At 53.8% G+C, this 26,849-nt stretch carries 26 protein-coding genes; 13 read left to right on the top strand and 13 right to left on the bottom strand.

Features of this window, described 5'->3' with window-relative positions:
• Positions 1–2 precede the first annotated feature (2 nt).
• Entirely contained in the window at positions 3–881 is an 879-nt protein-coding gene (mmsB, locus tag DK507_RS17405; protein ID WP_109357544.1) for a 3-hydroxyisobutyrate dehydrogenase, read from the top strand.
• A gap of 18 nt (positions 882–899) precedes the next feature.
• A complete protein-coding gene (locus tag DK507_RS17400; RefSeq protein ID WP_109357543.1) occupies positions 900–1,091 on the top strand; it encodes a hypothetical protein in 192 nt (63 codons plus the stop codon).
• Here DK507_RS17400 and DK507_RS17395 read toward each other — a convergent pair.
• On the bottom strand, positions 1,085–1,600 hold the full coding sequence (locus DK507_RS17395) for a hypothetical protein (RefSeq protein WP_109357542.1): 516 nt from the start codon (positions 1,598–1,600) through the stop codon (positions 1,085–1,087). The two genes, DK507_RS17400 and DK507_RS17395, sit on opposite strands and share 7 nt — an antisense overlap.
• Positions 1,597–1,968, bottom strand: a complete 372-nt coding sequence (locus DK507_RS17390; RefSeq protein WP_109357541.1) for a VOC family protein — start codon at positions 1,966–1,968, stop codon at positions 1,597–1,599. Before DK507_RS17390 ends, DK507_RS17395 begins: the two co-directional genes overlap by 4 nt.
• 64 nt (positions 1,969–2,032) lie before the next feature.
• On the opposite strand from DK507_RS17390, the gene DK507_RS17385 reads away from it, so the two are divergent.
• On the top strand, positions 2,033–2,572 hold the full coding sequence (locus DK507_RS17385; protein WP_109357540.1) for a helix-turn-helix domain-containing protein: 540 nt from the start codon (positions 2,033–2,035) through the stop codon (positions 2,570–2,572).
• On the opposite strand, the gene DK507_RS17380 is transcribed toward DK507_RS17385, so the two are convergent.
• Entirely contained in the window at positions 2,569–4,104 is a 1,536-nt protein-coding gene (locus tag DK507_RS17380) for a CpaF family protein (protein WP_109357539.1), read from the bottom strand. The genes DK507_RS17385 and DK507_RS17380 overlap by 4 nt on opposite strands.
• Before the next feature lie 189 nt (positions 4,105–4,293).
• Here DK507_RS17380 and DK507_RS17375 point away from each other — a divergent pair, with 189 nt between their 5' ends.
• Entirely contained in the window at positions 4,294–5,214 is a 921-nt protein-coding gene (locus DK507_RS17375; RefSeq protein WP_162559117.1) for a DMT family transporter, read from the top strand.
• Here the strand turns inward: DK507_RS17375 and DK507_RS17370 are convergent.
• The 5 genes from DK507_RS17370 to DK507_RS17350 are packed head-to-tail and all read right to left on the bottom strand — an operon-like array spanning position 5,211 to position 9,974.
• Positions 5,211–5,468, bottom strand: coding sequence for an ATP synthase F1 subunit epsilon (locus DK507_RS17370; protein WP_108810671.1), 258 nt, complete (start codon positions 5,466–5,468; stop codon positions 5,211–5,213). The genes DK507_RS17375 and DK507_RS17370 overlap by 4 nt on opposite strands.
• A gap of 44 nt (positions 5,469–5,512) precedes the next feature.
• Complete coding sequence (gene atpD, locus DK507_RS17365; protein WP_109357537.1) at positions 5,513–6,958, bottom strand: F0F1 ATP synthase subunit beta; 1,446 nt, start codon at positions 6,956–6,958, stop codon at positions 5,513–5,515.
• A gap of 23 nt (positions 6,959–6,981) precedes the next feature.
• Complete coding sequence (locus tag DK507_RS17360) at positions 6,982–7,857, bottom strand: F0F1 ATP synthase subunit gamma (protein ID WP_109357536.1); 876 nt, start codon at positions 7,855–7,857, stop codon at positions 6,982–6,984.
• The gene (atpA, locus tag DK507_RS17355; RefSeq protein WP_109357535.1) at positions 7,857–9,386 is read right to left on the bottom strand and encodes a F0F1 ATP synthase subunit alpha; all 1,530 of its coding nucleotides are present in this window, start codon (positions 9,384–9,386) and stop codon (positions 7,857–7,859) included. The genes DK507_RS17360 and atpA overlap by 1 nt, the downstream gene beginning before the upstream one ends.
• Positions 9,387–9,419: 33 nt before the next feature.
• A complete protein-coding gene (locus DK507_RS17350) occupies positions 9,420–9,974 on the bottom strand; it encodes a F0F1 ATP synthase subunit delta (protein ID WP_109357764.1) in 555 nt (184 codons plus the stop codon).
• 278 nt (positions 9,975–10,252) lie between these two features.
• On the opposite strand from DK507_RS17350, the gene ada reads away from it, so the two are divergent.
• Positions 10,253–11,290 (top strand): bifunctional DNA-binding transcriptional regulator/O6-methylguanine-DNA methyltransferase Ada, encoded by a 1,038-nt coding sequence (gene ada, locus DK507_RS17345; protein WP_109357763.1) that lies wholly within the window; start codon positions 10,253–10,255, stop codon positions 11,288–11,290.
• Positions 11,290–12,039 (top strand): isocitrate lyase/phosphoenolpyruvate mutase family protein, encoded by a 750-nt coding sequence (locus DK507_RS17340; protein WP_109357534.1) that lies wholly within the window; start codon positions 11,290–11,292, stop codon positions 12,037–12,039. Before ada ends, DK507_RS17340 begins: the two co-directional genes overlap by 1 nt.
• 7 nt (positions 12,040–12,046) lie before the next feature.
• Here DK507_RS17340 and DK507_RS17335 read toward each other — a convergent pair whose 3' ends face one another.
• The 3 genes from DK507_RS17335 to DK507_RS17325 form a co-directional block, all read right to left on the bottom strand.
• Positions 12,047–13,243 (bottom strand): MFS transporter, encoded by a 1,197-nt coding sequence (locus DK507_RS17335; RefSeq protein ID WP_162559116.1) that lies wholly within the window; start codon positions 13,241–13,243, stop codon positions 12,047–12,049.
• A 43-nt stretch (positions 13,244–13,286) separates the two neighbouring features.
• Positions 13,287–14,834, bottom strand: a complete 1,548-nt coding sequence (locus DK507_RS17330) for a S1C family serine protease (protein WP_109357532.1) — start codon at positions 14,832–14,834, stop codon at positions 13,287–13,289.
• A gap of 121 nt (positions 14,835–14,955) precedes the next feature.
• Complete coding sequence (locus tag DK507_RS17325) at positions 14,956–17,145, bottom strand: primosomal protein N' (RefSeq protein ID WP_109357531.1); 2,190 nt, start codon at positions 17,143–17,145, stop codon at positions 14,956–14,958.
• Positions 17,146–17,221: 76 nt separating this feature from the next.
• Here DK507_RS17325 and DK507_RS17320 point away from each other — a divergent pair, with 76 nt between their 5' ends.
• The gene (locus tag DK507_RS17320; RefSeq protein ID WP_109357530.1) at positions 17,222–17,896 is read left to right on the top strand and encodes a DUF4197 domain-containing protein; all 675 of its coding nucleotides are present in this window, start codon (positions 17,222–17,224) and stop codon (positions 17,894–17,896) included.
• Between the two features lie 140 nt (positions 17,897–18,036).
• Positions 18,037–18,690: a fructose-6-phosphate aldolase gene (gene fsa / locus DK507_RS17315; protein WP_109357529.1), complete on the top strand. Its 654-nt coding sequence runs from the start codon at positions 18,037–18,039 to the stop codon at positions 18,688–18,690.
• Positions 18,691–18,723: 33 nt separating this feature from the next.
• Here fsa and DK507_RS17310 read toward each other — a convergent pair whose 3' ends face one another.
• Positions 18,724–19,953 (bottom strand): penicillin-binding protein activator, encoded by a 1,230-nt coding sequence (locus DK507_RS17310; RefSeq protein ID WP_254054434.1) that lies wholly within the window; start codon positions 19,951–19,953, stop codon positions 18,724–18,726.
• Position 19,954: 1 nt separating this feature from the next.
• Between DK507_RS17310 and rsmI the strand changes: the two genes are divergently transcribed.
• The 3 genes from rsmI to gshB are packed head-to-tail and all read left to right on the top strand — an operon-like array spanning position 19,955 to position 22,150.
• Positions 19,955–20,794, top strand: a complete 840-nt coding sequence (gene rsmI, locus DK507_RS17305; protein ID WP_174209057.1) for a 16S rRNA (cytidine(1402)-2'-O)-methyltransferase — start codon at positions 19,955–19,957, stop codon at positions 20,792–20,794.
• Positions 20,795–20,796: 2 nt separating this feature from the next.
• Entirely contained in the window at positions 20,797–21,165 is a 369-nt protein-coding gene (locus tag DK507_RS17300) for a YraN family protein (protein ID WP_109357526.1), read from the top strand.
• Between the two features lie 37 nt (positions 21,166–21,202).
• Positions 21,203–22,150 (top strand): glutathione synthase, encoded by a 948-nt coding sequence (gshB, locus tag DK507_RS17295; RefSeq protein ID WP_109357525.1) that lies wholly within the window; start codon positions 21,203–21,205, stop codon positions 22,148–22,150.
• A gap of 42 nt (positions 22,151–22,192) precedes the next feature.
• Here the strand turns inward: gshB and DK507_RS17290 are convergent, their stop codons facing one another.
• Entirely contained in the window at positions 22,193–24,163 is a 1,971-nt protein-coding gene (locus DK507_RS17290; RefSeq protein ID WP_162559115.1) for an ATP-binding protein, read from the bottom strand.
• Here DK507_RS17290 and DK507_RS17285 point away from each other — a divergent pair.
• Together DK507_RS17285 and DK507_RS17280 are read left to right on the top strand one after the other, a co-directional pair.
• Entirely contained in the window at positions 24,162–24,941 is a 780-nt protein-coding gene (locus DK507_RS17285; protein WP_216822401.1) for a response regulator transcription factor, read from the top strand. The genes DK507_RS17290 and DK507_RS17285 overlap by 2 nt on opposite strands.
• A 170-nt stretch (positions 24,942–25,111) precedes the next feature.
• Positions 25,112–26,785 (top strand): hypothetical protein, encoded by a 1,674-nt coding sequence (locus tag DK507_RS17280; RefSeq protein WP_109357522.1) that lies wholly within the window; start codon positions 25,112–25,114, stop codon positions 26,783–26,785.
• Positions 26,786–26,849 lie beyond the last annotated feature (64 nt).

Below are 26,849 nucleotides of genomic sequence, written 5' to 3'. Positions count from 1 at the left end.
ACATGAAAATCGGATTTATCGGTCTCGGCAATATGGGCGGCGGGATGGCCGCCAATCTGGCGAAGGCGGGGCATGAAGTGCATGCCTTTGACTTGTCTGGCGAAGCGCTCGCCAAGGCTGGGGAAGCGGGTTGTCATCCTGTCAGTGATGCCGCCGATGCTGTCCGCCACATGGAAGCCGTGGTAACAATGCTGCCGGCGGGCAAACATGTCCGGTCTGTTTATGCCAATGATGTGATCATCAATGCCGGACCCGGCACGTTGGTACTGGATTGCTCGACCATCGACGTCGATAGCGCACGGGATGTAGCTGACATGGCCAAGGCCAAGAATATCGTACCAGTCGATGCTCCTGTATCCGGCGGCATTGCAGCGGCCAATGGCGGTACCCTGACCTTCATGGTCGGTGGCAGCGAAGAGGCCTTTAAACGGGCCGAACCTATTTTGTCGGATATGGGCAAGGCCGTCATACACGCCGGTGACAATGGCGCAGGGCAGGCAGCTAAGATCTGCAACAACATGCTTCTCGGTGCTTCGATGATTGCGACCTGCGAGACATTCAAGATGGCCGAAAAGCTGGGCCTCGACCTTCAGAATTTCTATGATATTTCATCGAAGGCATCAGGCCAGAACTGGTCGATGACAAGCTATTGCCCAGTGCCAGGTGTTGGACCGCAAAGCCCGGCGGATAACGACTATGAGGGCGGTTTTGCTGCTGCATTGATGTTAAAAGATCTGCGTCTTGCGATGGAAGCGGCGGAAAGTGCTGGTGCAAAGGTTCCGATGGGCGAAAAAGCACGCACGCTTTATGAGCAATATGCTGAAGCAAATGGGCAAGGCGGCATGGATTTTTCCGGCATTATCAACATGCTGGATGACTGACCGATCTTGGCCTTGTTGATGGATTTAAGTGGATGGGCGATTGCTGGCAGCGTTGCCGTTGTGATTGCTGCAATTGCTGCAGTCGCCGAACGCCGCCGAAACAATCGCAAGAATATTGAAAAAGTCGGCTTTATGCCTTGGCCCTTTGTCATGCTCATGTCTTTGCTCTTTGCCGCCATCAGCATCGGTTTGGCGTTTAAGGGTCACTGACCCTTTTTGGTCAATACTGGACAAGCTGAATTGCGAACATAGTCAGCACTGGCAAATTGCTCAAACCGTCCACCGTCTCGCAAGACATAATCCGTCACTCTGAGCTGTCTGGGCGCAATGCGTTCATAGTGCGTTCTACCTGTCTCAACCGCAGCATTTTTCCAAGTGGCAACGAATGAGTCATAGGATGCGAGAGCAGTCAAATCGTGGTCCACACCATTAGTGCCCGTCCAGCGGCCGCGCCATCGATTTTGGCCATCCGGAATATAATCTGCATGACCCGCAAAACGGATTGGGGGACTGCCTTCTCCCGTGACCTGATAGTCGAGCATCAGTCCACGGTCTCCGGCCAAGGGGCAAACGGAAAGAGACATGCTGGCTGGCTGCTCGAACAATGCGCCCTTGCCAGTCCAGTTTCCAAGTAGCCAATCGGACAAGTCTCTGCCAGTCGCAGGCGTTGACGTCTGTATCGCCAACATCACCGGTAGCCACAACAACGCTGATGTCATTGGCTGTCATTCTCGAACAGCATCATCGCATTGCCGTCGGGATCGTAGAAAGTGAGAAGTTTCACTAAACCGGGAATATGCTGAATTTCGCCGTCTTGTTTCACTTTCGCCGCGTCCAAACTGGCTTTTGCCTCAACTATGTCCTTCACACCCCAGACAGGAGTGGCACCGCCGCCATGTTGGACTGTTTCGACCTGGCTGAGGCCGAGATTGACGTTTGCCAATCCCGTGGACATTTCTCCCCAAGCAATTTCAGCATTTTTATATAACAGCTCGAAATCGAGGATTTTTGAATACCATTCGATGGCCGTATCAATGTCGCTAACGCCCACTGAAACGGTTAAATCGCCGTCATAATTCATTGCCATGTGGAAAATTTCCTTTCGACTCGTGCTTGATTTATAGTCAGAAAAGTATAGTAGATTAAATATTATGTCAATTTTGCCTTTATCCACGGTTCTTGCGCTCAGTCGCTATCGCTGGACGATTGCGATATTGGCAGTGCTTTCTGGTAAGGGCGCTCGGTTCGTGGAGATATTGAATCGCGTTGGTCTGTCGCGTGACAGCCTGTCCCGTGCTCTTGAACAGCTGATCGAGGCCGGTTGGGTGATACGCAATCCGGGTCATGGTCATCCGCTACGTCCCGAATATCTACTGACCGAAAGCGGCGAGGCACTGGCGAAGGTTGCCAGTTCTGTCATCAAGACGCAGGACCGCCTGGAAATTCCTGTGCAGGATATGACTCGCTGGACCTTACCGCTGGTTCACGTCCTGGCCGCAGGGCGGAACCGTTTCAGTGCGATAGAACGGGCTTTGCCCGAGGCATCACCACGCGCAGTTTCGCTCAGTCTGAAGACGACAACGGCGCAGCAGCTTGTGCAAAGGAATGTATTGGATGGTTTCCCGCCGACAACGGAATATCTTCTCGCGAAAAACGGCAAATATCTCGCCGAAGCGTTAGAGATGTCTTAGAGACAAGCCTCAAGCAGGGGCTGTTCAAAGCCATATTGCCGCGCTTTTTCAAGCGTATAGGGGCGCAGGCCTGATGACTGATATTCACCAATGATCTTGCCGTCGGCATCCTCGTCCAGATATTGATATTTGAACAATTCCTGTGTCACGATCACGTCCCCTTCCATCCCGATAACTTCGGTAATGTTGGTGGTACGGCGTGAACCGTCGCGCAGACGCTTCACCTGTACAATCAGGTCAACGGATTCTGCAATCTGGCGTGAAATCGCCTCTTTGGGGATCTTGATATCACCCATCAAAATCATGTTTTCCATACGGCCAAGACACTCGCGCGGAGAGTTGGCGTGAAGCGTACACATGGAGCCATCATGGCCGGTGTTCATGGCGGCGAGAAGGTCAAAACATTCCGCGCCACGAATCTCACCCAGGATGATCCGGTCGGGACGCATACGCAGGGCGTTTTTCACAAGGTCACCAATGGTAATAGCGCCTTCGCCTTCAAGATTTGGCGGGCGGGTTTCTAGCGGCAACCAGTGCGGTTGTTGCAGGCGAAGCTCGGCAGCATCCTCGATGGTAAGTACGCGCTCGCCGGGATCGATCATTTTCGACATGGCGTTGAGCATGGTCGTTTTACCAGAACCCGTACCGCCAGAGATAACGACATTGAATCGGCAGGCACCGGCAATTTTCAGTGCGGTACACATGGCCGTGGACATAGAACCAAAGCCTTGCATCATATCGAGGGTAATCGGTTTGTCGGAGAATTTACGAATGGAGATGGCCGTGCCTTTAAGGCTAAGCGGCGGCACAATGACGTTCACACGAGAACCATCGGCCAAGCGCGCATCGGCAAGCGGCGTGGTCTGGTCGACGCGGCGGCCAACCTGGTTCACGATACGCTGTGCGATCTGGAAGAGATGTTCTTCATCGCGGAACTGAATCGGCGCGATTTCCAGCTTACCCTTTTTCTCGATGTAGGTCTGTTCAGGACCGTTCACCATGATATCGGAAATGTCCGGATCCTGGAGCAGCTCTTCAAGAGGTCCAAAGCCAAGCAGTTCATCAACTAGCACTTTCTCCAGCGCAAATTGCTCGCGCCGGTTCAATGTCAGTTTTAGCTCGGTCAGCACTTCCATGATGATCGGGCGGAATTCCTCGGTCAGCTCTTCCTTGTTGAGGGTTGCCGCAGCTTCTGGGTCAACCCGTTCCAGCAAACGCGGAAGCACCTGCTCTTTAATCTTGTGGACGGATGCGCCAAAGCCCTCATCCTTGTCGCCTTCTTCCGGTAGTGGATTGGACCGCTCGGCAAGGCGCGACATTGCATCGTCTTTATCTGGAGCAGGCGCTTCAGAGGATTGCTGTTCGCCAGGAAGCGGGACAGCATCTATGGGTGGAAACTGGCTGCCACCTGCTGGTTTTTCCAGATCTTCCGGATCGGTAGGTTTCTTTCCCCCACCACCAGACATAGGTTTTGCGACGCCAAATGACGGTCTGCCGCCACCTAATCCATTTTTCTTACCAAATGCGCTCATGTCTCTCCGCCGGAAATAGTTTGTTCCCAAGTCATCAGACATCTCTTTCGGGGAAAATGGTTAATGTTTGGATAATGGTAATGGGACAGTTTTGGTTTTATGCGATTTGTTCCAGTGGGCAAAAGATGGTTGTGTGTTGCCGAATAGCCTGCAATCGGAGGCTGCAGACCTTTTTGGATTGGACGGATTTTGCAGGCGGATAAAAATATCGGAAAAACAGTAGCGGGCAGTGGTATCTTGTTGGCCCTGATTGCTTTTTCCGGTTTCCCCATTGGTGATGCGTTTATCAAATCCATGGCTGGCGATTGGCCGGCGCCAGCGGTTGCGGCGCTGCGTTTTACCATCGGAGCTACAGCTTTGGCTGCCATTCTTGCATGGCGAGAGGGCAGGGCCGGTTTTCAGATCAACCGGCCTTGGCTGCACGCTGCACGCGGTATGACGCTGGCGATTGGAACAATTACTTTCTTTTCAGCTATTTATATCATGCCATTGGCGGATGCCGTGGCGATATCTTTCGTCAATCCGATCCTTACAGCCCTGTTTTCAGGCTGGTTCTTGAAGGAGAGAATGCGGCCTACGACCTGGATAGCGACAATTGTAGCTTTTGGCGGTGTTTTGATTATGCTCCGTCCCAATGTGGCAGCCTTTGGCTGGGTAGCTGTCCTGCCTCTATTCTCGGCGGTTGCGATGGCGGCTATGTTGATTCTAAATCGTATGGTGTCCAGCCAGCGATCCATATTTGCAGCGCAGTTTTACATTGCCTTCTGGGCCGCCATATTTTTGTCGGTTGCCTCTGTAATCGGCCATTTCTGGGTGCCGGTGATGCATGTTCCCGGCGCACCGGATTGGGATGTCATCCTGCGCTGTGCAGTTGTGGCTGTCACGGCCACGAGCTGCCATTTCCTGCTCTATATGGCTACTATGCGCACGACAGCGGCAGCAATCGCGCCGATTGTCTATATCCAGTTGATCGTCGCATCTTTGATCAGCGTATTCATCTTTGGAGACGCGATTGACGAACTCGCGTTGCTGGGAGGCAGCCTGATCTTGCTAAGTGGATTATTCCTCTGGCGCAGTGAACGCCGGACGGCACCGGTTGTCGAGGCTTAGGAAACCGCCTCAGCCAATACGGTCAAGCCTTTTTCGTTCACTTCGGCAAAACCGCCCTGAACGGTGATCACTTCAGCTTCTGCGCCTTCGCTGGCGTAGATGGAAAGCTCTGCATCCCGGATGGTGGACATAAACGGCGCATGGCCGGCCAGCACGCCAAAGTCGCCTTCTGCGCCGGGCACAACAACCATATAAACATCATCCGACCGGACGAGCTTTTCAGGGGTTACGAGTTCGAAATGTAGGTTTGCCATCAATCAATGTCCCTATTCCCCTCCCATGAGGGAGGGGGAATGGATTAGGCCGCTTCTGCTGCCAGTTGTTTGCCTTTTTCAAGCGCTTCATCAATGCCGCCGACCATGTAGAAAGCATTCTCAGGAAGGTGGTCATATTCACCGTCCACAACCGCTTTGAAGGATTTGATCGTGTCTTCCAGATCAACAAACTTCCCTTTGATGCCGGTAAAGACTTCCGCAACATGGAAAGGCTGAGACAGGAATTTCTGAATCTTACGCGCACGGGCAACGACCAGCTTATCTTCTTCAGACAGTTCGTCCATGCCGAGAATGGCGATGATGTCCTGCAGAGACTTATATTTCTGCAGGATTTCCTGAACAGCGCGGGCCGTATCATAATGTTCCTGACCCACAACGCGTGGCTCTAGAACACGCGACGTTGAATCGAGCGGGTCAACAGCAGGGTAGATGCCCAGCTCCGAAATCGCACGGTTCAAAACGGTCGTTGCATCCAAGTGGGCAAAAGACGTTGCCGGCGCAGGGTCGGTCAAGTCATCGGCAGGAACGTAAATGGCCTGAACCGATGTAATCGAGCCCTTGTTCGTGGACGTAATACGCTCTTGCAGCTGACCCATGTCGGTGGACAGGGTTGGCTGATAACCCACAGCCGAAGGAATACGGCCAAGAAGCGCGGACACCTCTGAACCAGCCTGCGTGAAGCGGAAGATGTTGTCGACGAAGAACAAAACGTCCTGACCTTCCTGGTCGCGGAAATATTCCGCGATGGTCAGACCGGAAAGAGCAACACGGGCACGCGCTCCTGGAGGCTCGTTCATCTGACCGTAGACGAGGGCCACTTTCGAACCTTCGGAGGTTGCGTTGCCGTCTTCGCCCTTGGCGATAACATTCGCGTCGAGAAATTCGTGATAAAGGTCATTACCTTCGCGGGTACGCTCACCCACGCCGGCGAAAACGGATGTACCGCCATGACCTTTAGCAATGTTGTTTATCAGCTCTTGAATAAGCACTGTTTTGCCCACGCCGGCACCGCCGAACAGGCCAATTTTACCGCCCTTTGCATAAGGTGCGAGCAGGTCGACAACCTTAATACCGGTGACGAGAATTTCGCTGTCGGTGGACTGGTCGACAAAAGCAGGCGCTTCTGCGTGAATTGGTGCCGTCGTCTTGTGACCAATCGGGCCCAGTTCATCAATAGGCTCTCCTACAACATTCATGATGCGGCCGAGAGTTTCGGGGCCAACAGGCATGTTGATCTGCGCGCCAGTGTCGGTCACTTCCTGACCGCGGGTCAAACCTTCGGTCGCGTCCATAGCGATGGTACGCACAGTGTTTTCGCCGAGATGCTGGGCAACCTCAAGCACCAGGCGGTTGCCGTTATTGTCGGTTTCCAGAGCCGAGAGAATGGCCGGGATATCCGTGTCAAAGGTTACGTCGACGACAGCGCCGATAACCTGTGAAATGCGGCCTACATTGTTGGTATTTGCCATTTGTCTTTCCTTGCGTACGTGCTTTAGAGCGCTTCAGCGCCAGCGATAATTTCAATCAATTCAGTTGTAATTGCTGCCTGACGGCTGCGGTTATATTCGATGGTTAGGCTGTCGATCAGGTCGCCCGCGTTGCGCGTTGCATTGTCCATCGCAGTCATCGACGCGCCTTGCTCTGACGCCATATTTTCCAGCAATGCGCCGAAAATCTGGGTTGTCAGGTTGCGTGGCAGCAACTCGGTGAGGATTTCTTCCTCATCCGGCTCATATTCCACCGCTGCGTCGGAACCCGCCTCGTCAGTCGCGTCCAGAGCGACAGGAATAATCTGCTGCGCCGTTGGTTCCTGAACCAGAGCCGATTTGAATTTCGAGAAGAAGAGATGGGCAACGTCAAATTTGCCTTCTTCAACCATTGCTGTCAGGTCTTCGGCAATGGCTTTGGCTTCTTCAAAACCGGGCGTTTTTGCTTCCGATGTATCGAAATGCTTGATGATCTTGTCTTCATAGAGACGCTTGATCACCGGAATGCCCTTGCGGCCCACCATGTAGAAAAGGACCGTCTTGCCTTCTTTGGTCAGCTTCTCGGCCTTCAACCGCGCTTCTTTGACGATATTGGCGTTAAACGCGCCGCAAAGACCTCGGTCGGAGGTTGCTACCACCAGAAGGTGGACCTCATCCTTGCCTGTGCCTGCGAGAAGTTTTGGTGAATTTTCATCCACCGTCACTTTGCCGGCGAGGCTCGCCATGACCTTTGCCATTTCCGTGGCATAGGGCCGTGCGGCTTCGGCTGCCATCTGCGCACGGCGCAATTTGGCAGCGGCCACCATTTTCTTGGCCTTGGTGATCTTCTGGGTCGATTTAACCGACCCGATCCGATCCTTAAGTTCCTTGAGCGAAGCCATTAGGCAAAGCTCTTGCCAAAGGCTGCCAGAGCGTCTTCGAGCTTCGCCTTGGTGTCATCGGCCAGATCGCCGCTCTCACGGATGGTTTTCAATATGTCGGCATGATCGCTGCGCATATGGGCCAACATGGCTTCTTCATAACGCACAACATCGTCAACTGCGACATTATCAAGATGGCCGTTGGTACCAGCGTAGATGGAAGCGGTCTGCTCTTCAAAAGCCAGCGGAGAGAATTGAGCTTGCTTCAATAATTGCGTCAAACGCTCACCACGTGCCAGCAATTTCTGGGTGGATGCGTCCAGGTCAGAACCGAACTGCGCAAAGGCCGCCATTTCGCGGTACTGAGCCAGATCAAGTTTAATCGAGCCCGAAACCTTTTTCATCGCTTTTGTCTGTGCAGCGGAGCCCACGCGCGAAACCGACAGACCCACGTTAATGGCAGGACGGATGCCCTGGTTGAACAGGTCGGTTTCAAGGAAGATCTGACCATCGGTAATCGAAATCACGTTGGTTGGAATATAAGCGGAAACGTCACCAGCCTGGGTTTCAATGATCGGCAGTGCGGTCAAAGAACCGGAACCATTATCTTCGTTCATTTTCGCTGCGCGTTCGAGCAAGCGTGAGTGAAGATAGAAAACGTCACCGGGATAAGCTTCTCGGCCTGGAGGACGACGCAGAAGCAGGGACATCTGACGATAAGCCACAGCCTGCTTGGAAAGGTCATCATAAACGATACAGGCGTGCATGCCGTTATCGCGGAAATATTCACCCATCGTCACACCGGTATAGGGCGCGAGATATTGCAGAGGAGCGGGCTCGGATGCGGAAGCAGCCACAACAATGGAATATTCCATTGCGCCATTTTCTTCGAGCTGACGCACGATCTGCGCAACGGTGGAGCGCTTCTGGCCCACAGCAACATAGATGCAGTAAAGTTTTTTGCCTTCGTCATCACCAGCATTGATTGTTTTCTGGTTGATGAAGGTATCGATGGCGACAGCGGTCTTACCGGTTTGACGGTCACCAATGATCAATTCGCGTTGACCGCGGCCAACAGGAACAAGAGCGTCGAGCGCTTTCAGGCCGGTCTGTACAGGCTCATGAACCGATTTACGCGGGATAATGCCCGGCGCTTTCACTTCAACGCGGCTACGCTTTTCGGTTTTGATCGGACCCTTGCCGTCAATTGGGTTACCCAGACCGTCTACAACGCGGCCGAGCAGTTCTTTACCGATCGGAACGTCCACAATCGTGCCGGTCCGTTTAACAACGTCGCCTTCTTTAATGTCTGCGTCAGAACCGAAGATCACGACACCGACATTATCGGCTTCGAGGTTCAGCGCCATGCCTTGCGTGCCGTTGGAGAATTCAACCATCTCACCGGCCTGCACCTGGTCAAGACCGTGGATACGGGCGATGCCGTCACCAACCGCCAAAACGGTTCCGACTTCGGAAACCTGGGCTTCATTGCCAAAATTGGCGATCTGGTCCTTGATGACCTTTGAAATTTCTGCTGCGCGAATATCCATTATTCTTCCTTTAGTCCTTTATGGCCTGAGCCATTAGCCCTTCATGGCTTGGGAAAGCGTGTTCAAACGGGTTTTAATTGAGTTGTCGATCATCTGACTGCCGATTTTGACGACCAGACCGCCCAGGATGGACGGATCGACGGAGGTGGAAACCGAAACATCGCTTCCCACACGTTTCTTGAGCTGCGCCTTGAGCGCATCAACTTGAGCATCATCCAGGGGATGGGCGGAGGTCACTTCAGCGGTAATTTCTCCGCGATGGCCGGAAGCCAAGGTTGAGAAGGCGCGAATGACGGCCGGTATCTGATCGAGACGGCGATTGGCCGCGAGAACACCAAGTACGTTGGTAGTCAGATCGTCGAGCTTCATTTCCTTGGCGATACCGGCAATGGCGTTACCAGCATCGGCACGAGACAGAACCGGGCTGCTGATCAGCGCTTTCAGGTCGTCCGATTCGCCCATCGCATTGCCGAGTGAAGCAAGACTTGATTCGACGGTCTCGATGGCTTTGTTTTCGGTGGCCAAAGCAAACAATGCAGTGGCGTAACGCCCCGCTAAACTCGCTCTAATGCCGCTGGAATTCTCCACGCGTTCGTTACTCCGTGCCTGTATTATTGACCTGATAATCTGGTCAAAAAACTGGTAAGTGATAATGCCCGTAGGCAGGCGATATACCATGCATCTCGCCTTTAGTTGGGCGGCGTCTAGCAACCATTTTGCTGCGATGCAAGATGGCACTCGAACGCTTTTTGAAGATTGCCAAAAAAGGCGGATTTTCAAGCTGTTTGATTATGTCCGAGGTAAGATTCTGCTTTGATCGCAAGATACGGGATGCGAGGGTCGGTAAAGGCTGGCAAAAGAATGGCATGAACAACAACGAATCCTTGATCGATGACAATATGGCCTGGCAGGCCGTGGCCAATCGCGATCGGTCTTATGACGGCAAGTTTGTAACCGGCGTTTTGACGACGGGTATTTATTGCCGGCCGTCTTGTGCTGCACGCCATCCAAAGCGAGAAAATGTGCGCTTTTTTGCCAAGCCCGAGCAAGCAGAAGCTGCAGGGCTCCGCGCTTGCTTGCGCTGCATGCCCAAGGATGTGGCACGTGATGACGCGGCGGTGAAGGCCGTGATTGATGCAATCCGTATGGCTGAAACGGCGCCGACGCTCGACGAGCTGGGCACCATGACCAGCTATTCACCAACCCATTTGCAGCGCATATTCAAACGCGAAATGGGCTTGTCGCCTGCAGCCTACGCTCGCGCCCTGCGATCCGAGCGGGCGAAGCAAGCCCTGAATGACGGCGCATCGGTGACCGAGGCGATTTATGATGCGGGTTACGGCTCTGCTTCGCGATTTTATGCAGATAATGGAAAGAGATTAGGCATGAAGCCAAGTGCTTGGAAGAATGGCGGGGCGGGCGTGACGATCCGCTGGGCCAATGTCGAAACGTCGCTGGGCATGATGATGGTCGCCGCCACCGATAAAGGCGTGTGCTGTCTGTCGTTCAATGAAGGCGAAGAAGAATTGCACGATCGCTTCCCTAAGGCAGACCTACAACCTGGTGATGATGCGTTTCAGGAACTTTTGTCGGAGGTCGCAGCTTCCGTCGAAAAGCCCGGCGATTTTAGCCGTATTCCGCTGGATGTGCAGGGCACTGCTTTTCAAGAAGCTGTTTGGCAAGAGCTTCAGAAAATCCCGCTCGGCGAGACCCGCAGCTATGCCGATATCGCGGCGGCCATAGGTAAGCCCAAGGCGGTGCGTGCCGTTGGCAGCGCCAATGGGGCCAATAATGTCGCCGTGCTGATTCCCTGTCACCGGGTGGTCCGCAGCGACGGTAGCATGGGCGGCTATGCTTATGGGTTGGAGATAAAAGAACGTTTGCTCAAAAAGGAAGCGACCTAATGACGGATATGATCAAACAATTTGCCGAACTGCATATACCGGGTGAGCCGATCATACTCTATAACATCTGGGATGCGGGCAGTGCTCAGGTTGCGGTTCGATCTGGCGCCAAGGCGGTTGCGACCGGAAGCCTGTCAGTCGCTGGCGCGCAAGGATTTGAGGATGGCGAGAAGCTGCCATTTGAATTCGCGCTCACCAATGCAAAGCATATTGTTGCCGCAGTTGATGTGCCGGTTAGCATTGATCTGGAAACCGGATATGGTGCTGATGCGGCGACAGTGGGCGTCAATGCACAGCAGATGAAAGACGCCGGTGCCGCTGGCCTCAACCTAGAGGATCAGGATCTGTCGGCGGGCGGATTGCTCGATGTGTCAGCACAGGCCGAACGCGTAAAAGCAGCTGCCGACACCGGACTGTTCATAAACGCACGCACGGATTTGTTCATTCAGACCCCTTTGCCCGACCATGATGACACGTTGGCCCAAAAGGCGCTGGAACGCTGTTCAGCCTATGCCGATGCGGGCGCAGGCAGCTTCTTCATTCCCTTTGCCATGGACGAAAAACTGATCAGCAATATTTGCGAGAAAGCCAGCCTGCCGGTCAATATCATGATGATGCCCGATGGCCCGTCAATGTCCCGATTGGCTGAATTGGGTGTTTCGCGGATCAGCTTCGGTCCCGGTCCGTGGAAGGCGGCCATGGCGGCATTTGAAGCAGAGGCTCTGAAAATTCTTACCGATCAGGCCTGATTATATCTTACCCCTTATAGTCAGGGGCGGGTTTGATGACCATGAGCAAGATTAGCGGGATTAGCCCGACAATCGCCGCAATGGCGAACGGCGCGCCGACAAAACGAAACGGCGCTGCATTGCTGGTAAAATAGGAAAGCGAGCCATTATACAGAAGCGGCGCGATCAGCGCGGCAAGCGCGGCCATGCTGCCATTGAAACCCTGCAGCTCTCCTTGCATGTTGTTTGGCGTGCGGCGGGACATCATTGCATTGATGCTAGGCATGGCCATGCCCTGTAGCCCAACCACCAGGCACATTGATAACGCGACCCAACCTATGTCGACCATCACATAGACAGCAAAAATCACGATTGCGACGAAAATGCCAAAAATTGCGGTCTTTCGCTCTCCAATGGCATCCACGAAGCGACCAATCAAAAAGGCCTGAACCAGTGCCATGGAAAGGCCGACACAGGTCAGCGACAATCCCACCATCTTGCTGTCCCAACCATATTGTGCCGGAGCGAAAAAGGACCAGCTGGTCGGATAGATAGAGCTGCTCAGCATCCACAGGAAGTAGATGACAGCAACACCGAGCAGGTTCTGCAATTTGCCAAGGTTGAGCAAAGCGCCCAGCGGATTGGCGCGTTTCCATTCAAAGCTGCGTTTCTGTTCGGCCGGCATGGTTTCCGGAAAAGCAAACCAGCCATAGATAAAATTCAGGAAGGCCAGCCCGCCCGCGACAAAGAACGGGATGCGTGTACCATAGTCACCCAGAAAACCACCCAATGCCGGGCCGACAATGAAACCAATACCAAAGGCGGCGCCGACCAAACCAAAGCTCTTGGCCCGATCTTCTTCACTCGACATGTCCGCCATTGCCGCATTGGCTGGACCGAATATTGCACCAAGGCCGCCGGCAATGGAACGGCCGATGAACAGCCAGATGATCGAGGTTGCAAACCCCATCAGCGCAAAATCAATGCCGAACGCCAGCAGAGAAACTAGAAATACGGGACGGCGGCCATATCGGTCACCCAAATTCCCGACGAGCGGGCCCATCAGAAACTGGAACAGCGCATAGGACGCGCTAATAAAGCCGCCGAGCAAAGTTGCTTCCGAAAGACTGACATCCTCCAGGTCCTGAATCAGTTCCGGTAGCACTGGCATAATGATCCCAAAGCCCACGGAGTAGATGAACACCGTCAGCAGGATGAATCGCATAGCCGATTTGCGCTGCCCCTCGGCGATCATCGTGAGAGTTCAATCATTGCGAGGATTTTTCGCACTCATACACTAAGCGCTCATTTGTCTGCATTGGCAGCTCGGTGCGGATCGCTTTTACCATTTCGGCTATTTCGGAAAGAGCCTGTTCGTCGCTGGTACAGGCGCGGTTGCCATATTGCTTGCGAATTTCCCTTGCCTTGTTCATCGCGGCCAGGCCGAGCAGATAACGTTCGGTCGTGAACTCTGCACTGGCCGGATCGAAGCTGCTGATCGTTACCGTCTGTTCCTCATTGGGCACAAAGATCCGTGACCATTTTTCACCATCACGGCCATATTGAGTGCGACCATTGACACAGCCGCCTTCTGCCCAGTCTATGTCCAGCGTGTCGGCCTGCGAAACTGTGATCCGGCTGCGTTCGGTGTTGAGCCGGCATTGATATTTTCCAGCCGTTGCGACAACGGCGCCACCATTATCGCCGTTTTCGCCTGACATTTGCTCCTTGAGCGCTACGGCCACGCGATCATCAATTTCATTAAAAGCTGGACGTGAGAGAAAAACGAGGATCGCTCCGACCAGCAACAAGGCCGCCCCGCCTGCCGTGCCTATCGCGGGCGTGCGTTTGTCCTGGATCATCAGATAACCGGCACCGCCCACTGCGACCAGCGATAATACCAACATAAGGGCGGCAATCGCCATCCGGTTTTCACGCTCGGTAATGATATCTTGCGAAATGGTAGTGCGCAGTTTTGCCTCGGCCTGCTGGCGCTGCGCGAGTTCGGCTTTTCGTGCTGCCTCTATTCTGGCGCGTGCAGCGGCTTCGCGCCGTTGCTCTTGAAGGCTGATGTCCGCGGCCGAGCGGCAGGGCGTTGCGGTCATGCCGACTTTGACTCCAGCCTTGCGCAGAAATGACAGGATTTCCCGACTGGACACAGCAAAACCAAATTCTGCGTCATTGCCGTCAGACAAGGATCCAAAGCTGTTTGCACCCAGTATTCGGCCACAATTGTCTATCAATGGTCCACCGCTATTCCCGCTGGCTATTGGTGCGGTGTGCAGGATCGTATCAAACTGTTTGGTGGAACGTCCGCCGGATACGGAACCACGGGTTTTCACCGGTGACATCGGGTTCACCAGGTCATCAAGGTTCAACCCTTGGGCCCGATCAACCGATCCGGGATACCCGACAGCAACGACATTCGCTCCATCTGCAACCGGACCACTAAAAACAGTCATTGGCGGCAATCGCCCGCCGTCCTGCAGCTGAATAAGCGCAAGGTCATTGCCCGGAGAGTAGGCGATCACTTTCCCGCCATAGCTCGTGCCGCCCTGGGACGGGACGATACCTATAACAACAGATCTTTCCTGCCGGGCAATCTCGACGACATGGGCGTTGGTGACGATCTTGTCCGGCGCGACAGCAAAACCGCTGCCATGGCCGACAAACGCAACTTTGTCGCCGTCCGTGGCCGCCAAGACAACTCGCACGACTGATCGGCTGGCCGCCGCGATATCGGCTGGATCGGCATGGGCTGGGGCCGCAAACAACGCGGTTAGTGCAAGAGTAACATAAACAACGAAACGGTGCATCAGTGAGCCTTTAATATGAAAAGCTCAGCACAGGATGCGAAGCCCAGATTATCATCTGCGCTACCACCTCCCGAGGTCCCGTATCAAGTGCGGAGCGTAGCTTGCCGGCATTTTTCGAAAATCAAACAAAACTATAGGGGTCGACGTCAACGCCAACCCTCACGCCACGCGGCCATTCGAGTTTTTCCAGCCATTCACGCATGATGTCCTGCAACTCAACCGAGCGATGGGTGTGGATCAACAGCCTATGGCGGTGACGGCCGCGTAACATGGCGAGCGGGGCAGGGGCGGGGCCATAAACAGCGAAGCCCTCCGCCTTGGGCGCGGTTTGACCAATCAGCCGCGCTGTTTCCATCGCTTCTGCATTATCCTCAGAAGAGACGATAATCGCAGCCAGCCGGGAAAAAGGCGGTGCCGCAGCGGCGCGGCGGGATTCAGTTTCGGCGGCATAAAAACCATCTCTGTCGCCTTTTATCAGCGCCTGAATCACCGGCGCGCCGGGCATGCGCGTCTGAACATAGACATGACCGGGTTTCTCCGCTCTGCCCGCCCGGCCTGCGACTTGTGCAATCTGCTGGAAACTGCGTTCCGCTGCGCGCAAGTCGCCGCCCTCCAGACCGATATCCGCATCAACAACACCGACCAATGTCAGATTGGGAAAATGATAGCCCTTGGTCACTAACTGTGTGCCAACGACGATATCTATCGCACCGGCCTCCATCTGCGCGACAAACTCCCCGGCCTTGGCAGGCGACCAGATGGTGTCCGACGTGACAATGGCCGTTCGCGCCTGCGGGAACAGTATTTTAACTTCGTCGCAAATGCGCTCTACCCCGGGACCGCAGGCAACCAGTGAATCTTCATCGCCGCATTCCGGGCATTTTTCTGGCTGCGGCATGACATGACCGCAATGATGACAAGCCAGGCGTTTGGTCAGCCGGTGTTCGACCATCCAAGCTGTGCAGTTCGGACAATTGATCCGATGGCCGCAGGTTCTGCATAGCGTCAGCGGTGCAAAGCCACGCCGATTGAGAAACAACAATGATTGTTCTTTCTTGCCAAGGTTTTCTTCAAGCGCGTTGATCAGCGTCGGCGCCAGCCACGACCCGCGCGCTGGCATATCCTGGGTAAGATCTAACGCTTCTATTTCGGGCAAAGTCGCCGTGCCAAAGCGAGCGGGCAATTCGAGCAACTGATAATTACCTTGCTCGACCTGATGCCGGCTCTCAATAGCCGGTGTTGCAGAGGCCAGCACAACCGGAATCTTCTCATGCAGTCCGCGCATAACCGCGACATCACGAGCGTGATAACGCACACCATCTTCCTGTTTGAAACTGACTTCATGCGCCTCGTCGACGATGATCAGGCCGAGATTCTTATAAGGCAGAAATAACGCGGACCGTGCGCCGACAACTACTTTCGCATCACCATCGGCCAAAGCCCGCCAGTTTTTCTTGCGATCAGATTGCTTAAGGCCGCTATGCCAGGCGACTGGTTCAGCACCAAAACGCGCCTTGAAACGGTCCAAAAAAGGTTCGGTAAGTGCAATTTCGGGAAGTAGAACCAATGTCTGTTTATCTTGGCGCAACGCTTCTGCAACGGCCTCGAAATAGACCTCGGTTTTACCAGAGCCGGTCACGCCGTCGAGCAAATAGGGTTGGAACGCGGCGTCCTGCACGGCGCTGACCAAGATATCGCTAACCTGGGTCTGATCATCGCTGAGATCGACCTTGGCAAAGTCCGGATCAGGTTGCTTGATATCAGCAAAGGCCGATACCTCGTGCCGGTCCAATGCGCCTGCTTTTTCAAGCCCTCTTATAACCGCGACAGATACATCTGCTTTGAAAGCCAGCTCGCTGATCGTGCCCTGGACATCAACCAGTTTTTCGAGCGCCTGTTCGCGTTGTGGTGTCATCCGGTCCGGGACATTTCTGTTCAGTCGATATTCGCTGATCGGACGATTGTCCGCAAAGGCCGCTCCGCTTGAAAGGACCATGCGCAACACCGAGGCTGGCGCAGCAAAATAATAGCGCGCAGTCCATTCAATCAATCGCCTCAGCGGTGAGGAAAGGGGTGGGACATCGCGCAATTCCAGCAAAGGACGCAGTTTCTTTGCATCAATCTCGTCCACGGGAAAACTCTCCGCTTCCCAAACCACACCTGGTAATTTGCGCGGGCCCAACGGCGCCATCACGATTGAACCCGGACGCGCATCCATGCCTTCGGGTATCCGGTAATCGAGCGGCCCCAGGGCGGCGTTGAGTAACAGCACTCTGGCCCGGTCTTTGGCAGGATCATGGACGCGATTCATCTGGTCCGTATAGGCATGGTTTGGGATTGCGTCACCAGCTGCTATGCAGTGTGTGAGGGATTAGGGGAGTAAGATCATGAAAAATTTCGATCGGCGTAAATTTTTGGCCGTAGGCACCGCTGGTACGGTGCTTGCGCTGACCGGCTGTGCCAGCTTGCCATCGCTGAGTCTGACCGAAGCGGTAAGGCGTCTTTTGACCTTGTCGTCGCAAAATGCCTTTGCTGAACTCATGCAGCCCAATGGGTTTTTCGATAGCCAGATTGCTCGCATATCGGTGCCGGAAAGATTGGGCGGGACGCGCGTTACGAATATTGCCACCGCTCTTTTGAGGTCCAAACCGATTCAGAAACGTCTCCTCAAGCAAGTTAATCGCGCGGCTGAGAAAGGGGCGGAACTGGCAGCTCCGATTATTGCTGATACCATTAGAGGTATGAGTATTGCGGATGCCGCCACGATCATCAAAGGTGGGGACCGGGCCGCAACGGACCTGCTGCAGAGTCAGCTCGGTGCGTCGCTTGCGACCCAGATATTGCCAGGTGTCAGCAAGGGACTAAACCTGTTCGACAACGAGATTATCAATCTTGTGCTTTCGCAGGTCAGTGATATCAATTTTGCAGATATTAGCGGTGATGTGACGGATAAGGTCAGTGATGCCATTTATCGGTCGATCGGCGAGCAGGAAGCGAAAATCAGGGCCAATCCGGAAGCTACCAATGATCCATTGCTGATTGGCGTGTTTGGTTTGACCTAAAGCTGCTTGGTTGGGCTTGGCCCACAGACTATCCACAGCTTTCTGCACAGCTTGACCGCACGGCCGGTTTCGCGTCTCTAGGAAAGAGATTAGGCGACTCGCTATCGTCACCACCATATCCGCATCGGGAGCCGGAAGTTATGAAATTTTTTGTTGATACTGCTGATACCTCTGAAATTGCTGATCTGGCAGCCACGGGAATGGTCGATGGCGTGACGACCAACCCGTCACTGATCAAGAAATCCGGTCGCGACATTATGGAGGTTACCAAGGAAATTTGCGGTCTGACTGACGGCCCAGTCTCTGCAGAAGTCGTTGCCCTCGATCATGAAACGATGATGAAAGAAGCAGAGGTGCTGCGCAAAATTGCAGACAATGTTTGTATCAAGGTGCCACTGACCATTGACGGCCTTAAAACCTGCAAGGCGCTGACCGGCGACGGCACGATGGTCAATGTCACGTTATGTTTCTCTGCCAATCAGGCACTCCTGGCGGCCAAAGCGGGAGCGAGCTTTATCTCACCCTTTGTCGGACGTCATGATGACAACGGCTTTGATGGCATGAAACTGATCGATGACATTCGGTTGATTTACGACAATTACGCCTTTGATACGGAAATTCTGGTCGCCTCTATCCGCCATCCTGTTCATGTTCTGGAATCTGCTCGAATTGGAGCAGATGTGGCCACTATGCCTCCGAACGTTATTCGTGGATTGTTTAAGCATGTGCTGACAGACAAGGGTATTGAGGGTTTTCTGGCAGACTGGAAAGACACCGGTCAGAATATTGGATAATATTTATGCTCTGCACGAGATGCAGAGCATAAATTAGAACCCCTTGGGTGCCGGGTCTACCACGCTAAAGCTACCATTTCGGATTTCCTGAACTTCCAATGCACGTTCGGAAATGCCGTTGCGACGGAAGCGGAAGACGCCGTCCAATCCGATGAACCCGCCGGAATCAGTCAGTTGATTGATCGGGAAGGGAGTGCCCACTTTCCAGTTTTGTGCCACTTTCACAGTGAGTAGAACCGAATCGTAGCCAAGACTTGAAAGCCGGAAAGGCGCGCGGCCATAGCGACTGCGATACTTGTTGGCATATTGCCGATACAGGGTGTCTGAAACACTGGCGAACCATGCGCCGCGCATCGATGGTGATCCGGCAAGCTTGCTGCTTGTATTCCAAAGGTCGGTACCAAGAATTTTGGCGCTACCGCTTGCATTTTGCCGAATATAGGGCGCGGCCTTGATCGCCATGGTGCCGTTGTCGGCCAGTAAGACCGCGTCAAAGTCGCCATTTTGCGACAGTTTCTTGGTGGCGGCTTCTACAGATTGAGAGTCGCGGTTGAAATTCTGGATCGAAACAACCGTTCCGCCGACATTTTTGACTGAGCGCAGCAATGTCGAAGACGCCCGTTGACCGTAAACCCCATTGGGGACCAAAGCGGCGAAACGGTTCATGCCTTTTGACTTGGCGTAGCTGACAACGCGATTGATCGATTGCGACGGGATATGGCCGAGCAGGAAAACATTGTTTCCGGCAACTCCGGCATCATTGGAAAAGCTGAGAATCGGAACGCCGGCAGGCCGGGCGATATTGGCGGTCGCTACGACATTATCGCTCAGCAAAGGTCCAATGATAAGTTTATTGCCATCCGCAACGGCTTTACGGGCAGCAGCAGTAATGCCCTTGGCTGTATCGTAGCTGGTCATGCGGATATTCTGTGCTTTGGTGTCGAGCAGAGCAATTGTTGTTGCGTTGGCCAGGGATTGCCCGACACCGGCATTTTTACCGGATAGGGGAACCAGCAGCGCAATACGATGGTGTTTTTGATCTTGCGGCAATTCACCTGTGACCGGTGGCGGCGTTGGTGTCGGTCTTGTCGGACGCTCACCGCCGCGCGGTACTACGGATTCGCAGCCTGCCAGGAAAATGATCCCGGCGAGCCCAGCATATTTCAGAAGGCTGCGGCGTCCTTCGCGGACAGGTGCGGATGTGATCCGGGGGGATGTTTTTTCATCCTGTCCTATATGCAAATTATCTGTCATGGCGTTCATTATGTCTGCTCCCATTGAACATGGCCTGTATATCGTCGCTACACCAATCGGCAACCTCGGAGATTTGTCGCATCGGGCCGAAGAAATCCTTGGAATCGCTGACCTTATCTTAGTCGAAGATTCAAGAGTGACCGGCAAGCTTTTGAATCACATCGGTAAAAAGGGAAAAATAAAGGTCTATAATGACCATAAAGGAGAGCGGGAGCGGCAGGAAATTTTGACTGCTATAGGATGTAAAATTGTCGCACTTGTGAGTGATGCGGGGACACCGCTGATCTCCGATCCCGGTTACAAGCTCGTTCGAGATGCGCGGGCGCAAGGTGCATATGTCACGACAGTGCCGGGGCCAAGTGCGGTTATTGCTGCGCTGACCTTGTCCGGATTGCCTAGTGATCGGTTTTTGTTTGAGGGCTTTTTACCAAGCAAGATGAAAGCGCGGAGTGAGGCGTTGACGGAGTTGAAACCGATCAAGGCGACGCTGGTCTTCTACGAGAACGGGTCTCGGCTCGGCGCCATGCTGGCGGATGCGTTCGATAAATTGGGAGAACGTCAAGCCGCTGTCATTCGAGAGATTACCAAGAAGTTTGAGGAAACGGTCACCGGAAGCCTGCAAGAATTGGCAGGCCGCTATGCCGATGAAAAACCAAAAGGCGAGATTGTCGTAGTCATTGGGCCACCGGGTGCGGCGGAGCCGGTGAGTAGCGCGGATATCGAGGAAGCTTTGCGCTCTGCATTGCGGCGGCTTCCTGCTTCGAAGGCGGCGGGAGAAGTGGCGCGCACTTATGGGGTTGATCGGAAAGAACTTTATGAAATGGCATCCCGCTGGAAAGCGGAAGCATAGGAATGAAACATCCTGCTGCGAAAAGGGAGCGCGCCGAACAGCAGGGACGACGCGCGGAGAGCGTCGCCGCAGGCTGGTTACGACTTCATGGCTGGCGTATACTGGCGCGGCGCGTTCGTACGTCGCGCGGTGAGGTGGACCTGATAGCCAAGCGAGGCGGGCTCGTCGCATTTGTTGAGGTGAAAGCACGGACAAAAGCGAAAGATCTTGAGACCGCGATTGATCATCATCGGCTAAAACGGGTCGCTGCCGCGGCGGAAATTCTCTATTCGGAATATTGCCAAAATGGCGAAGACGCGCGGATTGATGTAATTTTGGTTGCGCCGCGCCGTCTGCCAACCCATTTACCCAATGTCTGGCACGGGTTTTGATCCCGTCGCGACCCCAATGACTTGAGAAAGCACTCTTATGACTTTGAAAATTGCCGTGCAAATGGATCCCATGGAAACCGTCAATATCGGCGGGGACAGCAGCTTCGCACTGATGATCGCCGCACAGAAACGCGGTCACAAACTCTATCATTATGATGTCAAAGACCTGACCTATCTGGCGGGCCGTCTGACTACGCTGGCACATCCGGTAAAGGTCCAACAAGTGCACGGTGATCATTATGAATTTGGTGAACAGGTAAGGTTAGACCTCGGCAGCGATATCGATGTCGTGTTGATGCGGCAGGACCCGCCTTTTGATGTCGGCTATATCACGGCAACCCATCTGCTGGAGCGGATCGAAGACGAAACGCTGGTCGTCAACAATCCGGTATCGGTCCGCAATGCGCCTGAAAAAGTTTATGTGCTGGACTATGCCAAATATATGCCGCCCACGCTGGTAACGCGAAATATTGATGAAATCCGCGCCTTTCAGGAAGAGCATGGCGGCATTGTCGTCAAACCCTTGCATGGCAACGGCGGCAAAGCCATTTTTCTGATTCCTGAAGATGGCAGTAATTTGAGTGCTTTAACTGAAGTATTTAACCAGACTTGGCCAGAACCTCATATGATCCAACCTTTCCTTCCCGAGGTCCAGGATGGCGACAAACGTATCGTTCTGGTGGACGGTGAAGTGGCAGGTGCAATCAACCGCAAGCCTGGCAAAGGCGAATTTCGTTCCAACCTCGCCCAGGGCGGCTATGCCGAGGCGGCAGAGTTAACTGACCGCGAAAAGGAAATTTGCGCAGCGATGGGGCCGGATTTGAAAAGGCTCGGGCTGATCTTTGTCGGCATAGACGTGATTGGTGGAAAATGGCTGACCGAGATTAACGTGACATCCCCGACGGGAATTGTGGCCATCGACAAGTTTAATGGCACTGACACATCCGGGATGATCTGGGATGCGATAGAGCGGCGTTTGACTTGAATTGAGAATGTTCGTTTCATCCCAACATGAGGCCGGGACGATCTACAACTGATTAATCTGATTTTGGCTCATATCTGCAATGATGCGTATACACGTGCCTTGTTCGGGCTTTGCGTCTATTTCCAGGGTCAATTCATGTTGTTCAGCCAACTCAATGCAGATTGCCAGGCCCAGGCCTTCGCCTTTTGAGTTGTCGCCTTTCTCATATGCTGATTGAAACTGGACAATCTCGGCCTCCGACATGCCGGGGCCGGTGTCCAGAACGACGATCACGAATCCGGATCCGCGACGTCTCGCTCCGATCAATATCCTGCCTTTGTTGGTATATTTGATGGCGTTGGAGGCAAGGTTGCTGACAATCCGCATTAAAGCCAGTGGCGGTATGGTGGTTTGAATATTGCTGTTGACAATCCGAAGCTGGAGGCCCTTGGAAATTGCTTCTTCACGAAACATCTGCCCCACGGTTCGAAAGATCATCGAAAGAGAATAGGGTTCCTCTGCTTTCTGCTGTTCCTTGATCGCAGGTTCATCAATCTGTGGACGGCTTTCAACCAGATAATCTCCCGAAAGTGATTCGAGATAATCGAGCGCCTCGCGAATATTCCTTTTCGTCGTGTCTCCCAGATTGGTGGTTTCCCCATCCAGTGTCATGCGAAGGCTGGTTAGCGGCTGCTTTATATCGTGCGACGCGGTTGCCAGCTGGCGCTGGCGCAGCGCGGCCTGATCGCGGGCACGCGAATAGTTTTTTTCGGCCTCTAGTAGACGTTGGCTTTTTTCCGCATCCTCTTTTAGGACACGGATTTTCTCTTCCAAAGCCCGGTCATGCTCCCTACGCAGGGAAATGATCCCGTAAGTAAGGCCAAGCATTACGAGCGTTCCAATTATGATGAATGTCGTTTTGGCAAAATTCCGCAGGACGATCTGGTTTTCCAGATAACCGCTGAACATCAGTGTTGCGTAGACCAAAAACGCAATGAAAATGATGATCAGTCCAGCCCACATCTCGTACAATCTGCGATTGGCGGATTTCTCCCACCAATAGAGGGGCAGGAAATGGGACAAACACATGATGCCTGTCCAAGCCAGCTGGATCTTGTAGCTCGTGATGCGCGGCAGGAAGGGGATCATTACCAACGTTACGATGGGCAGTAATGCAAGCCATTGGACGTGTCTGGACCACGGGTGACTGCCTTTGCGGGTTACCATTGAATAGCCTGCCACGTAAAAACCGAACATGATGCAGGCATAGCTGATCAGAAAGCCGATATAGGGATTCCATTCCGGATGGTTTGGATAGAGGAACCGGAGTGGGATATTGTCGTCGAAGGACAAGGCGGCGAGCAGCAGGCAGAAAAGTAGAGCGTATCGAATTCCAACAGAGCTTTTCAGCGAAATGTTGACCCCCAGCATGACAATCAGTCCGAATATGGCGAGCGTGTAGAAAGCCGCGTTGAGTGCTGCCGTGCGCAGCTCATGTTCAACCAGCTCCGCTTCGTCCCTGATCGCTAGACTGGGCGCCGCTGCCATAAGCTTGGATGTCCGAACCATGAGAGTGGCCGTTTCTCCGGGCCGTAAAATAAGCGGCTTGGATTTCAGCTGAGTGCCACTCAATATTGTCGGGTCATAAGGTTTTGCCGAAGAGAAAGAGAGTAATCTGTCGACATCGCCAGACTGCCTGACCAGAACGATATCTGCATCCCGCACGGCAAATGCGTCAAAATTGACAATCCATTGATCTGCCAGCCGCCCATCTGGTTTTGAGATATTTTTTACGGCGAGGGCAGACCAAAGGTCGGAATAGGGCGTAAATTCCTCTTCGGATACAGGCACGCCGGATCCAAATTTGCCCGCCTCATATTCCAAAATCATTTCTGCAAGCGGTCGGTTTTCGCCCAGACTATAGACTACATAATCACCCAGATCAGTCCGGTTTTCGCCGGACGTAAATGGAAGAGCCGGAGCGGCCATTGCCGGCCCAGCCTTCCAAATCGAGACCGCAACAAGAATGATCATGAACGCTAAGAAGCGCAAAGTTGATTTGAAATATGGTGCGATCACGCTAAGAAATGTCATAGGTTACAATCATTTGTGCGATATTGTAGAACAGGAAAATGCCCCAAGGCAAGCAGAGCAGAAATTTGAAATGAGCCACTTTACCGCCGTTATTGCCGATGATCATGCGATCGTCCGTTCGGGATTGAAAGCCGCTCTTGAAAACGAGCGGCTTGTTGACGGACATAATATCGAGGTGGTGGGAGAAGCCGGCAATGGTTTGGATGCTATTGGCGCCGTCAAACAACATAGGCCTGATATGCTTGTTCTCGATGTGTCGATGCCGATCGCGGGGGGCGTTGAAGTGCTCGTCGAAACACGGCGTTGGTCGCCCGACACCCGGGTTATCGTGTTTACTGGCATATCTGCGATGGGAAAAGTCAGCGAACTTGTGGAGGCTGGTGTGGATGGTCTGTTTTCCAAAGCTGAGGACAATGAGGATCTTTATCAGAATGTGCCGATGATCTTGCAAGGCGGCCGGTATATTTCGCCATTTTTCACAAGCATCTTGGACAACGCACCCCAACAGAGCATCCTGACCGATCGGGAACGACAGATATTGAACCTGATTGTCGCCGGGCAATCGAACAAGGAAATTTCCGCGCATCTTGGTATTAGCGCCAAGACCGTGGACCGCCATCGCACCAATCTGATGCAGAAACTGGATGTGCATTCGGTCGCGCAACTGATTGCCCATTCGCTGCGGGAAGGTTTGATCGACCCCGCGGCGGAAATCTGATCCCTTAAAAGATATACTGTCTGAAGTAATGGTTGGCATGATCGCTGATTACCCTTGGACGCCCAGATTTTGAAATGGGGGATTCACCTCATTCAGCGTCACAACCTTCCTTGCTACTCAGGATGACAGGGAGTGGGGTCGTATCGACCTCCAATGAGAAGGAAGAGACGATGAAAAAGGGAAGCAATACCATTCGGGGTAGAAAAATCGGTTTGAAAATTTCAGGCGCCTTGCTGACGCTGGCTGTGGCTGGTGCGGTCATAGCTCCAATGCCACATCAAACGGCGCAGGCACAGATTCCTGGATTACTGCCAAAAGCGGATCAGGTAGCGGTCGCGCAGCCCATGGCTATTGATGGCGTCTGGCAAATTCGCGAGCTGGGCAAGCATATTATAGTCGAGGCCGGACGTGCTTACGCGCTTGAGAGCTGGATCCACGCATTTGTCTTTGAAATTCAGCCTGACATGGTTGTGCTGCGCAATTTCAAACAGCAAGCACCCAATGTTTATGTGGCGGACGACCTGCCCCTGATGGCGAAGGCCAATATGGTGGTTCAGGACGACGGTTCGATCACGGCGACGGTCGCATCATTGGTTCCGGTCACTTACCATCTTGACCCGGTCGAGCTGTTTTATCCTCAGCATTTTATTGCGGCGATACAGGATAGCCGGCAGCCCGCCCAATATCGGAATGCCCCCGGACCGCAACCACATGCGCTGGGGCCGCCACAACCCGGCGTTGTCGGGCAACCCAGAATTGAAGCTCAACCGGCATTGGAACCGGGCGTCACAGAGCCTTTCGTGGAGCGGTGTGGCAACTGTGGTCTTTTACCCCCGGGCGTAGCCGGGCAGGCCGAACTTGCCACCAGCAGCAGTGACAGCGCCGATGAAGGCGGTCTTTCCGACGGGGCCAAGCTGGGTATTGGTACAGTGGTAGCCGGAGGTATCGCCTACAAGGCAAGCGGATCCATCGGCAAGACCGCCAAAATGGTTGGCTCGGCCGGAAGGATTCCTCGCGGTGGTACAGCCGCAACGAAACTGACCGAAGGACGCCTTAGAGGTGAGATCTTGAAAAATGCCGGTCCCAAGGGAACCGGACGACTTGTCGGGAAAGGCACAGCCGCTCAGGCAGCCCGCGGAATCGGCGGAGCCACTAGCGAAGCCCAGCTGATGCAGCGCATTAACAAGGCTGGTGATATTTCTAAACTGAACAAAGCTGGTCGTGCGGCGCAGGTGGCGCGCGGTGCGGGCGGATTGAAAGCCGCATCCACCGCTGCAGACGCTGCTAAACTTGCCAAAATGGCCAAAGCCGGAGCGACCGCCGGAAAAATAGGCAAGGCGGGCCGCGCGGCGATGGCAGGCACAGGCGTAGGAGCGGCTGTAGTGGTGGCTGAAATCGCCGCGACCGAAGGCATTGAGGCCGTCACCGGAGCCGATATACAGGATCCGGTCTCCACCACGTTCCAATATGGATCCGCGATTTTCGACAAGGATGTAACCTTGGGTGACGTCGCAAAGGCACGTGCAGCGCATCACCGGGAGAATTTCCGCAAAATTGGTGAAACATTCACCACAAAGGGAAAGATGAAGGAGAATCTGCGAGCCTATGGCGATAAAAATCGTGCGAAAGTCGAAAATGCCACCGGTATGGACCTGCAAAGTGGCAGGGAACGGCGCGCAGCTTACCGGGCGGCCCTGGCCAGCGACAAGCCTGTCAAAGCGACCGCAAAAGTCATGGGTGACCGCGCCAAGCATCATCTGGAAAATACCGGCAAGGTTACGAAGAAAGTCGGCTGTGGTCTGGGCAATATTTTCCGCAAGAAGGAAGATGACAAGGAGTGCTGATCTGATCGGGATCGGAAGCGACCCGCGATCTCGACAGGTCAATACAAGGAGGAGCGGCCACCGC

It is taken from the genome of Sphingorhabdus sp. EL138, assembly GCF_900258045.1.
GTDB lineage: Bacteria > Pseudomonadota > Alphaproteobacteria > Sphingomonadales > Sphingomonadaceae > Parasphingorhabdus.
This window is presented reverse-complemented; position numbering and strand designations above follow the sequence as displayed.

Bases quoted from the DNA above. Each gene is read 5' to 3' on its own strand.
- mmsB (WP_109357544.1), top strand. From the start codon at position 3: ATGAAAATCGGATTTATCGGTCTCGGCAATATGGGCGGCGGGATGGCC.
- DK507_RS17400 (WP_109357543.1), top strand. From the start codon at position 900: ATGGATTTAAGTGGATGGGCGATTGCTGGCAGCGTTGCCGTTGTGATT.
- DK507_RS17395 (WP_109357542.1), bottom strand. From the start codon at position 1,600: ATGACATCAGCGTTGTTGTGGCTACCGGTGATGTTGGCGATACAGACG.
- DK507_RS17390 (WP_109357541.1), bottom strand. From the start codon at position 1,968: ATGGCAATGAATTATGACGGCGATTTAACCGTTTCAGTGGGCGTTAGC.
- DK507_RS17385 (WP_109357540.1), top strand. From the start codon at position 2,033: ATGTCAATTTTGCCTTTATCCACGGTTCTTGCGCTCAGTCGCTATCGC.
- DK507_RS17380 (WP_109357539.1), bottom strand. From the start codon at position 4,104: ATGAGCGCATTTGGTAAGAAAAATGGATTAGGTGGCGGCAGACCGTCA.
- DK507_RS17370 (WP_108810671.1), bottom strand. From the start codon at position 5,468: ATGGCAAACCTACATTTCGAACTCGTAACCCCTGAAAAGCTCGTCCGG.
- atpD (WP_109357537.1), bottom strand. From the start codon at position 6,958: ATGGCAAATACCAACAATGTAGGCCGCATTTCACAGGTTATCGGCGCT.
- DK507_RS17360 (WP_109357536.1), bottom strand. From the start codon at position 7,857: ATGGCTTCGCTCAAGGAACTTAAGGATCGGATCGGGTCGGTTAAATCG.
- atpA (WP_109357535.1), bottom strand. From the start codon at position 9,386: ATGGATATTCGCGCAGCAGAAATTTCAAAGGTCATCAAGGACCAGATC.
- ada (WP_109357763.1), top strand. From the start codon at position 10,253: ATGAACAACAACGAATCCTTGATCGATGACAATATGGCCTGGCAGGCC.
- DK507_RS17340 (WP_109357534.1), top strand. From the start codon at position 11,290: ATGACGGATATGATCAAACAATTTGCCGAACTGCATATACCGGGTGAG.
- DK507_RS17335 (WP_162559116.1), bottom strand. From the start codon at position 13,243: ATGCGATTCATCCTGCTGACGGTGTTCATCTACTCCGTGGGCTTTGGG.
- DK507_RS17330 (WP_109357532.1), bottom strand. From the start codon at position 14,834: ATGCACCGTTTCGTTGTTTATGTTACTCTTGCACTAACCGCGTTGTTT.
- DK507_RS17325 (WP_109357531.1), bottom strand. From the start codon at position 17,145: ATGAATCGCGTCCATGATCCTGCCAAAGACCGGGCCAGAGTGCTGTTA.
- DK507_RS17320 (WP_109357530.1), top strand. From the start codon at position 17,222: ATGAAAAATTTCGATCGGCGTAAATTTTTGGCCGTAGGCACCGCTGGT.
- fsa (WP_109357529.1), top strand. From the start codon at position 18,037: ATGAAATTTTTTGTTGATACTGCTGATACCTCTGAAATTGCTGATCTG.
- DK507_RS17310 (WP_254054434.1), bottom strand. From the start codon at position 19,953: ATGAACGCCATGACAGATAATTTGCATATAGGACAGGATGAAAAAACA.
- rsmI (WP_174209057.1), top strand. From the start codon at position 19,955: ATGTCTGCTCCCATTGAACATGGCCTGTATATCGTCGCTACACCAATC.
- DK507_RS17300 (WP_109357526.1), top strand. From the start codon at position 20,797: ATGAAACATCCTGCTGCGAAAAGGGAGCGCGCCGAACAGCAGGGACGA.
- gshB (WP_109357525.1), top strand. From the start codon at position 21,203: ATGACTTTGAAAATTGCCGTGCAAATGGATCCCATGGAAACCGTCAAT.
- DK507_RS17285 (WP_216822401.1), top strand. From the start codon at position 24,162: ATGAACGCTAAGAAGCGCAAAGTTGATTTGAAATATGGTGCGATCACG.
- DK507_RS17290 (WP_162559115.1), bottom strand. From the start codon at position 24,163: ATGATCATTCTTGTTGCGGTCTCGATTTGGAAGGCTGGGCCGGCAATG.
- DK507_RS17280 (WP_109357522.1), top strand. From the start codon at position 25,112: ATGAAAAAGGGAAGCAATACCATTCGGGGTAGAAAAATCGGTTTGAAA.